This window comes from Erwinia sp. TECH1 (assembly GCF_054057575.1).
Map to the genome: position 1 here is coordinate 49941 of NZ_JBSRZK010000002.1, position 9823 is coordinate 59763.

Consider the following 9823-nt stretch of genomic DNA (forward strand, 5'->3'; position numbering starts at 1 on the left):
GCCTAAGCACCTGCCACCATTAATGCCTGATCCGCGCCAGTTCTTCTTCGCCAAGACCGGTCATTTTCATCACGGTGTTACGATCGAGGCCGTTTTGCAGCATAGTGCGGGCTACTTCAAGCTTTCCTTCTAGCTTGCCTTCGAGCTTTCCTTCAAGCCTGCCTTCATATCTGCCTTCCTGTCGGCCGAGCTGAATACCTTCGGCCCGCCCTTTTTCAATGCCTTTCTGTTCAAGCTGTTGCGCGATGGTCATCAGTGCATCCTCATGTTTCGGCACCCGTTGTGCCAGTTCACGTACAAAGGCCTCTGCGTCTGAAGTTTCGCCTGCCTGTATAAGGTAGTTTATCAGCGATGCCAGCTGCTGTCCTGTAACATGTTCCTTCAGCAGAAGCGTCGCCAGCCGATCCAGCAGCTCGGCCAGATCGCGTTGGTGGATATGTTTTTGCAGCAGCGTCAGAGCCGCCATACTGCGGTGCTCCATGATCTCGTCGTCAGGTATAACCGTAACGTCGACGAGGGGGAAATGACCGCTATAGAGCTTTTCAGCCTGCACCGGATCGGCAAATTCATCCAGCCAGCGTGTGGAGTAAGGATAGGGGCTGCGCCGGCCGGTATAGAATAAAACCGGGATCACCAGCGGCAGCTTTTTATGACCGGCGTCCAGATGGCGCTGCATAGCCGCTATTGCATAGCGGAAAAGCCGGAAGGCCATGTGCTTGTCCGGTGTGGACTGATGCTCAATCAAAACATGCACATAGGCGTCACCTGCAGCTGTTTTCAGACTGTAAAGCACATCGCTAAAATAGGGGCGCAGATTTTCCTCAATAAAACTCCCGGACTCCAGTTTTAGCGTGTTGAAATCGCAAACGGCCTGCAGTTCTGACGGCAGATGCAGCTGCATAAAATCCCGCGCGGTATCGGGATGGGTCAGGAACTGTTTGAATGCCAGGTCGTGTGGCGTTGGAGAGGTTTTCTTTCCGCCCTTTGCTTTTTTATCAGACATAATTGTTTTTACTGCATGCGTGGTGAACGGACTGGCTGCACATTGACCGTAAAGCTTTCATCAGCCCCCTCCCTTATTTGATTGGAAAATCCCTGTTAATTAACCGGTTGTATAGTACAACCGCCTCCTGGCTGGTACAACAGCAGGCTTAAAAGGCGGTAGCTCAAACTCTTTGTCGGGCTGGGCCATCCACAGGGATTACTGTAAATAATCGACCGCTGGCATAAAACCATACTTTTCTGTGCACAGGCTATCCACTTTTTCTGTGGATAAAATGCCTGTCAGGATTGGACCGCTAACGGGCATTTTATGCGCCAGCGTCAGGGGGGCGGCGCAACTGCATAGCGGGCAAATCAGGGTTTCTTCTCCATTAAATCCACCATGGCTCCCTGATGAGCATCAACGTTACGGATATAGCGCATCAACGTTTCCGGTTTTTTCCAGGTTCCTTCCTGCATTATTTGCGCCACGGCATAGCCCTGTTTCGCCATATCCTGCGCTGCACCGACGCGGGCACTATGGCCGCTCCAGCCGCCATAGCGGTTTTTGTTCAGCTTCGCTGATTTTGAATGCCCTGACGTTCGCCAGGCATGGGCGAAAATAGTTTCAAAAGAGGGGGTGCTGAGCGGCCGCTCGGCGATCATTACCGCTTTATTAGAACGATGAACCGGACAGAACAGGAAAGCATCCGGTTCTGCGGCCAACCCCGCAGCCGCAATCCATTCCATCAGCCGCTGGGTAGAAAGATTGCTGAGTGCCTTAATCAGTCCGCCCGTCTGTACGATAGTTTTTGTCCAGGCCACATCAAGAATAATGCGTCCGTCATCGGCAAAGGTGACGTCGCGGACCCGAAGGCGGGAGAGTTCGCTGACGCGCAACAGTGTATTATACGCAACATGGAGGAAAGCCAGATTGCGTTTCTCCCTCAGTAAAGAGGAATTAAACCACAGGCTATCAAGCTTCATCAGGTCAGCGAGTCGGAAAGGGATCGCCTGACCGGTACGCTCGCCGCCTACGACAGCCACGCGGTTAATCTTTTTGATAGTACGGAAAACGATCGGCGAAGTGTTTGGTGGCGTCAATCCGGCGTTACGGTGTAACATCGAAATCAGTGAAGCATGAGTAGCAATCGTCGAAGAAGCTCGCCCTGTCAGCTGTAGGAAATTGAGATAATCGCGAAGATCGGCGTCAGTCATAGGCAAAAAGGTGCGTGCATTCTCCCTGGCCCAGCGATAGCAGACACGCATCACGCTAAGTAGCTGCCGCCAGGTATTGGATGAAAAGGCATCTTTGTCCTGCACGAACTCCTTTAGCCGTGCTGCAATATCTTCATCGGCGGTAAGGGCCGATACCATACCGTTGGCTATGATTTCACCCATTTTCGTCTGATAATCTCCTCAATTTTTTCCGATCGCGCTACGTGAATTCTGCATGAGTAAGAGGGGATAATCCCCTAATAATTTACGTAGCGATGCCAGTTTACAGGCTGCATTTCAATCACGTATGCCGAGAGATACACAGTCGCTTTTTGCTGTGAACCCGCCTGGAAAAGCATACCTGCTTCCGGGCCTGATGTCCTGACTTTATATAAGTCCCATTATATAAAGTCATTAATTTACGGCTGAATGCGGCTGAAAGGTTAAAAATCACCCAAAGTGGTAACGGTTGGTTAAAACAGGCGCTACCGCTGATAGCCTGTTGCCGTTAAGGCCGGAGCCGGTTTTTCCCACAATAGTCATTCGTTGGGCTAAAGCAGGATAGCCATTGGTACAGAGGACTCATGATAAGGATGATTAAAAAATCTGATTTTTTCAGAATAAGCTTAGCTTTGATAAGGTAATGTATCGCTTTCCCAGTGCATCTTATTATAAAGATGATGCCAGTTTGCATCGGTTGCTAAGTATAAAAAGGCTTCGCCATTATTTTTTGTGAACGATCTCAATTTTTGTGACATGATTATCATCCCATTCCTCTGTATACCTGGGCAGGTTTTTATAAACAGGAATAGTCAGGTCGGCAAGAAAATCGTCTTTTCTAAAAACTACCCTTTAATTTTATTTTTTTTAACTTTATAAAAAAATAACATCATGAATTATTTGATTTTTTATCTATGAAAATGAGATGTTGCTATCCTGATGTTTTTCTGCCACCATCAGAGTGAACGAGCTTTATTTAATTACCTTTTGTATACGCTGGTGCCCGCCAGAATGCAGATTAACAGGTTGATTAGCCTGGCCGACAAAATAATTATAGGTTTCAATTTCATGATTTGGATTTGAACCAGGAGAGTTAAATGAAGGTAATAGCGCTTTACCCTCTGCTCTTGATTCCACCATGCAGGTAATGCCGTTAACTAACGGATTTATAAGCCCGTTATCTGTCAGCGCATTCCTGTAAATATCAACAGTCGATGTTGTTTTTTTTGAGCAGGCGCCAACAGGTAAAATAAGAGATTTTAAATGCCTGAAAATAATAAACCTCTATGATGATTTACATAAAACCATTGTATTCGGAATATCCAGCTCTCTGAAGAAACAGGAAAGAATAATTACGCCAACAGGTATTAACGCCTTCTTCGTTCAGATGTAATGTTCCAAATAAAAATAATTACAATATAATTTATAAGCACATCCTTAATATATATTTAGTGCAAATCGCAAGGGTGGGTTCTATTTTTAGGCAGAAAGAACTCCCTGTCAACCGATACAAATATTCCAAAAAATTGCCATCACGAGATCTACATCTACACTTAACCTTCAATCAGAGGGGGAAATAATGTGCAATAAGATAATAGTTTTTGATGTCAATGAAACGCTTCTGGATACAGGGGCGCTGAACCCCATTTTTAAAAGGGTATTTGGTGACGAACGAATTTTGCGCCAATGGTTCTCTGAATTAATCATTTATTCCCAGTCGCTTACTCTCAGCGGCAGTTACATGCCCTTTGGCGAGCTTGCTGTAGCCGTGTTGCAAATGGTGGCTGAGATAAGAGGTACCATACTTTCAGAGCAAGACATAAATGAATTTCGGCAGCGTCTGGCGACGCTTCCTGCTCACCCGGATGCGTTGCCCGCGCTGGAAATGCTGCGGGCAGCCGGATTTCGTCTGGTGACGCTCACCAATTCATCCACTCAGGCTGGCGAGAAGGTGCTGGAACAATCGGGCCTTGCTCACTTTTTTGAAAAGCAGTTCTCGGTTGAAGAGATCAAACGTTTCAAACCGGCCACGGAGAATTACACCAGCGTGGCACAGAGGCTCGGCGTGAATGCCGATTTGTTGCGGCTTGTCGCTGCGCATACCTGGGATATCCTGGGCGCAACAGCCTGCGGCTGGAAAGGTGCACTGGTTGCTCGTCCGGGCAATGCGGTATTACGCGTTGGCAAACAGCCTGATATTGTTGAAAAAGATCTTATCGCCGTTGCTCATCGCATCATCATTATTGATAGGCCAGAGTAAATGGCATTGGCCGCTTAAGCGTGGGATCCGTAATCTGGCCTGAAAATGGATTGCGGATTTCAGGACCTGAACAAGAATTAAATATTCCCTTAGGTGAAGTAAGATAAGTTTTTCTAAAACCACCTGGTAATGGGTGGCCTTTGCTTTTTATTTTATCGACATTTTAAAGGTAAATCTAAGCAGTCTCTTGAGTTATAAATCATAATCATTATAACTCTGTGCGGATTACATCAGCATATTTACCCGATCGCCTTCTCGGGACCTGAAACAGAAACCGAAAAAGTCATCGGTAGCGGTTATTTTCTTCACGACAATAGCCTGACTTTTTCTATGGCCGTTTCGCCTGATAAGGCAAATTTACAGCACCAATCTGCAATAGTGAATAAAATTTACCGACATGGTCTGTTAATTTGGCAAATTCTGCCGATATAGGATCGGGTTTCTTTTATCGCGCCTGGCAAAGGATGGGCAGGGCGTCTGCAACTTGCCAGAGGTAAATGCTTATTCCAATAGATTTATTTCATTATAAATAACATGATTTCCGGCATGCCATCAATATTATGCGGAATTAAATTGCGTTTTTTAGTGATAACTACTGAATATTCAACTAATTATATTGCCGGGGTTCTCGGATGCACCTGAAACTTTTATGGTTAGCAATGCTTAATATTGTAACCATATTTTTGCTTTCCACCTTATGGGAGTACGGACTTGAGGCGCAGATTTCCGTGCTGCTCGGTCTGGGCTATAGCGCCGATTTTGAAACCAGCGAAAGGCTCAGGTTTATCCTGACGTCCTCTGCCTTTGCTCTGCTGGCCATGATCATTCCTGGCCTGCTGATCGGCAGGCTCATACGCAAAATGCTTGCCGCTGAAAAAAATGCCCTTCGGCTGGCCGACACCGATGAGCTGACCGGCGTGGGTAACCGGAGAGCATTCAGCGCTCGTATTGCCCAGCTTGAAGCGGCCGGGCAGCCCTATTTTCTGACATTACTCGACATCAACGACTTTAAAAGCATCAACGACCTGAACGGGCATCATCAGGGGGATGCCACGCTGATTTCTCTGGCTGGCCTGCTGGCAGAAGCTGCCGGCCCGGAAACCCATGTATTTCGCATCGGCGGAGATGAATTTGCTATGACTTCAGGGGGCGGGCAGCCTGAAGAGGCGGTCAGAACTGCTGCAACCCTCCGTCAGCGCGCTGCGGAGATCCGGACCGGGCCTGATACCTTGTTGGGCCTGTCGGTAGGCGTAGCCTGTTCAACCTGTAGCGGAAGCTCTGGCGTGGTGCGGGCGGCGGACCTGGCCATGTACGAAGCTAAACGGGACAAAACGCTGCATCTGGTCCATTTCTCACCGGATATGGAGCAGCGATTTCTCCAGAGAGAAAAACTCGAGCACGACGTTACCGAGGCTATCAAAAGCCATACCATCGTTCCTTTTTTGCAGCCTATTGTCTCCCTGCAAACGGGCCGCATTACCGGATTCGAGATCCTGGCGCGCTGGATACCCGGCCCCGGTAAGGTTATTGCACCTGCGGTGTTTATACCCGTAGTGGAAAAGCTGGGCCTGATGGACACTCTGACTGTTGAACTGCTGCAGGCCGTCGTTCGCATCACCCCAGGCTGGCCGGCAGGTCTGCATCTGTCTTTGAATATCACGCCGGAGCAGCTGCTCAACCCGGTGCTGACGGATCGCCTGTCCGGCATTATGCGGCAAGCGGCACTGGTACAGCTGGAGCTGGAGGTGACGGAGCAGAACGTGATGACCATTTCAGAAGAGGCCAGACGAGCTATTCGTGCCCTGCGGGACGACGGTATTGGCGTGGTGCTGGATGATTTCGGCACTGGTTACTCCAATATGTCGGTTCTGCTGGGCCTTGGTATTACCCGGATCAAGATTGACCGCTCGTTTATCTCCACCGTTGTGAGCGTCTCGCAGCAGCAAAAGGTAGTGGAAACCCTGCTGGCGCTGTGTCAGGAGCTGAAGGTAACGGTGACGGCAGAAGGAATTGAAGACGCTATTACTCTCGAGTGGCTGCAAAAACGACGCTGTGATTACGGCCAGGGCTATCTTTTCAGCCGGCCCGTACCGGCAGATCGGGCCGCCGCTCTGCTTACCACAGCGAGTGTTCAGGCATGTTTTACCGATAAGCTGATATCTGCGCCATAAGACGCGCTTACCCCCAGAGCGGGCGGCCTTTTCCCTGACGCCCTGGTTCGAAAAGAAGGCGGTCTGGCTGCTGTGTCAAAGCAGCTCTGACAGATAGCCGTCAGCATTAGCTAACTACGCGTCGGTTCGGATGTCATTGGCATTACCCGTTGCCTGAAAGCGACGGATAATGCCACCGCTGTGGCGCGGTTGTTATGCGATCGCCGCCGAATGGCGAAAAACATCTGATCGGCCTGGCTGTTATTTCTGCTCCTGCTTGCTGTTTGCCTCTTTTTCTTTCTTTTTAGCCATATGATGGCCAACCACACAGCCTGCTGCTGCACCAGCTACGCCATGATGGGCAACGTGGCCTGCCACGCCTCCGGCAGCGGCTCCTTTCAGGCACCCTTTTGCATCAGCCTGTGAACTCATAACCAAAAGCATTCCGGCAGTGATGGCGATTACAGATAATTTTTTCATAATATTTTTCCTGGAGTAAGTGGAGGAAGCCTGAACGCTTCTGAGCATAGTCAATCCGCGCACGCCGCGTCGTCAAAATGCATAAATCTAAAACTTGCTTACCTGCCGTTACGCTTTTGCGCAGCAAACAAAACCGGATTGACGTTGTTTTATGCGCATGGCTTAATTATTCGTCTATCTGCGTAGAAAACCCGGGTGCTCTCTAAATAAAGAGAAGCAAAAAAAAACGGCCGGTGTTTTACGGTGGATAGTAATAAAAATCAGGCCGTTTTTCCTGTAATACACTATTCCCCAGGTTTATTGCTGGAATGAAAACCCTTACCTTGCTACTAACTCCGCCGCCTCGGGGAAAAAGATATCAGAGCAGGCTCTTAAAATTAAGTCAGGGTAATGCTAAACCATCAACCTCGTATGGAAGGTTTTAAGCTATTTTTTCTCTTTTATGCTTTGCAAAATAACTTTTTTAAGCCAGTCGGTAGATGATTTTTTACCGCTTCGTTTGTGAGAATATATTTTTACCGTAAAAGGAGGCGCATAAAAAGGTAAGGGAAAGGTTTTAATACTGGCCAGCTCGGCAATCTTGCTGGCTACAAAGGCAGGAATGGCCATCAACAGATCGCTCTCAGCAATAATATGTGGCGAAGCAAGCATCGATGGCGTTCTCAGGGAGATCCTGCGTTCCAGCCCCAGACGCGCGAGGTGTGCATCCAGTAAACCTTTTTTCTCATTCCACGGGGTGACCACTACGTGCCCTGCTGACAGGTACTCCTCCAGCGTCATGCTGAGTCGATTAATATTACTGATAACGACAAACTCATCGCTAAATAAATCAACCTCCTCTAAATCCTGATGTTTACCCTCATTCGCTTCGCTGAAACTCAACGCGAGGTCAATTTCGCCTGCCAGCAGTTCCTTTAGCGCTGGGTTATATGGCAAATGGCACAACTCGAAAGTAATGTCCGGCGCCATTTTTTCTGTTTCCTTCATTAACCCGGGAAATATGCAAAAGGCGGTGTAATCCGTCACGGCAATTCTGAACGTTTCCGTGCTTGCAAGCGGATCGAAGGGCTGTAACGGGCTGAGGTGTTGATTGAGCGTGGATAACGATCCCGCTATATAAGGCGCCAGCTGGCAGGCAAATACGCTGGGGCACATCTTATGCCCCTCACGATAAAATAGCGGGTCCTTGAGAAATTCACGCAGGCGCGTCAAAGCATGGCTCAGCGCTGAAGTGCTCATGGCAAGTTCAGCGGCGGCAAGCCTGACCGAGCGGTGTCGGTAAACAGCATCGAAAACCGGCAACAGGTTGAGATCAAGACGCCGTAGTACATGATGCATGAAATTCACCTGCCATTGATTTTATTGCACTTATTTCATCGAACAATACCGATTATCCTTGCAGGCAGCAAACTATATTGGTGAGAGAAAGTTTATGAGCGTTATTATTCGGCAGGCCGGTCCGGAAGATATGGATGCTATCTGTAATATGATAAATGGCTTATCCGTTTACCGCGAAAGCCCGCCGGAGGCTATGCCAGATGTTGACGAAATCCGAACGTTCCTGTTTTCTGCCGATACCGCAGCGGAGGCCTATCTCTGCGAGATTGAGGGGGATATTGCCGGCTATGCGGTTATCTCGTTGGGCTATTCAACCTGGCCCGGTCGCTACAGCCTTAACGTGGAAGACCTCTATTCGACTCCTGATTACCGGGGACGAGGCGCAGGAAAAGCCATGTTGCAGTATATCGCTCAGCTGGCCGTTAGCCGCCGCTGTAACCGGATTGAATGGAACGTTCTGGAGTGGGATAAGTCAGCCAAAGATTTCTACCGCAGTATTGATGCGCTTCCTCTGAGCGAATGGGTTCGATACCGGCTTGACGGCCCGGCTCTGGAGAGATTCGCTTCGCAGGAAGATCTCTGAGCCAGCGCGAGGCTGGCTTTGAACGTTATTGCAGGTGATTTCCTTCCGGATGTGCCGGTTTCCGACTGCGGGTCTGCAGCTGCCCGTGCAAGAGAAGCACGAAGCAAAAAACCGGCTGAAAAGCCGGTCTGTGCTCCTGTATAAGCCTAAAACCAGGGCCTTACGCTGTCCTTAAAGGGATTTCAGGAATGCCAGAAGATCCGCGTTCAGCTGGTCGGAATGGGTGACCGCAAAGCCATGCGGCGCATTGTCATACACTTTCAGCTGCGCGCCTGTAATCATCTCCGCGGCAAGCTTGCCGGTTGATTCAAACGGCACCACCTGATCGTTACTGCCATGAATAACCAGCGCGGGCACGTCGATTTTCGCCATATCCGGACGGAAGTCGGTGGTGGAAAATGCCTTAACGCAGTCCAGCGTGCCCTTGAGCGAAGCCAGCAGCGCAATATTCAGCGTCTGGGTCAGTACGCCTTCTGAAACCGTCTGGCCGGCATTAGTGCCGTAAAACGGTACGGCAAAATCACTGATGAACTGCGCGCGATCCTGGCGCAATCCCGCCAGGATGCCGGCAAAAACGGACTGGTCGACGCCCTGCGGGAAATCATCGGACTTACCGAAGGCGGGCGTTACCGCGCCAAGCAGCACCAGGCCATCCACGCGCGCGGTGCCGTAGTTGTTGATATAACGCGCAACGTCGCCACCGCCCATCGAAAAGCCGACCAGCGTCACCTTCTGCAAATCAAGGCTGGTGATGAGCTCGTTGATATCCGAGGCGAAAGTATCGTAATCGTAGCCGGTCCACGGCTGATCCGA

The 9823-nt window shown here is 49.5% G+C and carries 8 protein-coding genes; 3 read left to right on the forward strand and 5 right to left on the reverse strand.

All coding sequences use genetic code 11. The features are described 5' to 3' along the window. Positions 1–19 precede the first annotated feature (19 nt). Positions 20–1003 carry an Rpn family recombination-promoting nuclease/putative transposase gene (locus tag ACVWZ0_RS21975; protein ID WP_253461407.1) on the reverse strand — a complete coding sequence of 328 codons (984 nt, stop codon included), beginning with the start codon at positions 1001–1003 and terminating at the stop codon, positions 20–22. Positions 1004–1356: 353 nt separating this feature from the next. After that, positions 1357–2382, reverse strand: coding sequence for a tyrosine-type recombinase/integrase (locus ACVWZ0_RS21980; RefSeq protein WP_253461405.1), 1026 nt, complete (start codon positions 2380–2382; stop codon positions 1357–1359). A 1396-nt stretch (positions 2383–3778) separates the two neighbouring features. On the opposite strand from ACVWZ0_RS21980, the gene ACVWZ0_RS21985 reads away from it, so the two are divergent. Both ACVWZ0_RS21985 and ACVWZ0_RS21990 read left to right on the forward strand, forming a co-directional pair. Beyond that, positions 3779–4459 carry a haloacid dehalogenase type II gene (locus ACVWZ0_RS21985; RefSeq protein ID WP_253461403.1) on the forward strand — a complete coding sequence of 227 codons (681 nt, stop codon included), beginning with the start codon at positions 3779–3781 and terminating at the stop codon, positions 4457–4459. Positions 4460–5118: 659 nt separating this feature from the next. After that, positions 5119–6630 (forward strand): putative bifunctional diguanylate cyclase/phosphodiesterase, encoded by a 1512-nt coding sequence (locus tag ACVWZ0_RS21990; RefSeq protein WP_253461401.1) that lies wholly within the window; start codon positions 5119–5121, stop codon positions 6628–6630. Between the two features lie 240 nt (positions 6631–6870). Here ACVWZ0_RS21990 and ACVWZ0_RS21995 read toward each other — a convergent pair whose 3' ends face one another. Both ACVWZ0_RS21995 and ACVWZ0_RS22000 read right to left on the reverse strand, forming a co-directional pair. After that, on the reverse strand, positions 6871–7089 hold the full coding sequence (locus ACVWZ0_RS21995) for a hypothetical protein (protein ID WP_253461399.1): 219 nt from the start codon (positions 7087–7089) through the stop codon (positions 6871–6873). Positions 7090–7515: 426 nt separating this feature from the next. Then, positions 7516–8427 (reverse strand): LysR family transcriptional regulator, encoded by a 912-nt coding sequence (locus ACVWZ0_RS22000; protein ID WP_253461397.1) that lies wholly within the window; start codon positions 8425–8427, stop codon positions 7516–7518. Between the two features lie 94 nt (positions 8428–8521). Here ACVWZ0_RS22000 and ACVWZ0_RS22005 point away from each other — a divergent pair, with 94 nt between their 5' ends. Further along, positions 8522–9010: a GNAT family N-acetyltransferase gene (locus ACVWZ0_RS22005; protein ID WP_253461395.1), complete on the forward strand. Its 489-nt coding sequence runs from the start codon at positions 8522–8524 to the stop codon at positions 9008–9010. 171 nt (positions 9011–9181) lie between these two features. On the opposite strand, the gene ACVWZ0_RS22010 is transcribed toward ACVWZ0_RS22005, so the two are convergent. Further along, the coding region (locus tag ACVWZ0_RS22010) for an alpha/beta fold hydrolase (protein ID WP_456784808.1) at positions 9182–9823 on the reverse strand (642 nt) is incomplete at its 5' end.

What these genes read in the sequence shown, in the direction of transcription:
- ACVWZ0_RS21985 (WP_253461403.1), top strand. Translation starts at nt 3,779, where the DNA reads ATGTGCAATAAGATAATAGTTTTTGATGTCAATGAAACGCTTCTGGAT.
- ACVWZ0_RS22000 (WP_253461397.1), bottom strand. Translation starts at nt 8,427, where the DNA reads ATGCATCATGTACTACGGCGTCTTGATCTCAACCTGTTGCCGGTTTTC.
- ACVWZ0_RS21980 (WP_253461405.1), bottom strand. Translation starts at nt 2,382, where the DNA reads ATGGGTGAAATCATAGCCAACGGTATGGTATCGGCCCTTACCGCCGAT.
- ACVWZ0_RS21975 (WP_253461407.1), bottom strand. Translation starts at nt 1,003, where the DNA reads ATGTCTGATAAAAAAGCAAAGGGCGGAAAGAAAACCTCTCCAACGCCA.
- ACVWZ0_RS22005 (WP_253461395.1), top strand. Translation starts at nt 8,522, where the DNA reads ATGAGCGTTATTATTCGGCAGGCCGGTCCGGAAGATATGGATGCTATC.
- ACVWZ0_RS21990 (WP_253461401.1), top strand. Translation starts at nt 5,119, where the DNA reads ATGCTTAATATTGTAACCATATTTTTGCTTTCCACCTTATGGGAGTAC.
- ACVWZ0_RS21995 (WP_253461399.1), bottom strand. Translation starts at nt 7,089, where the DNA reads ATGAAAAAATTATCTGTAATCGCCATCACTGCCGGAATGCTTTTGGTT.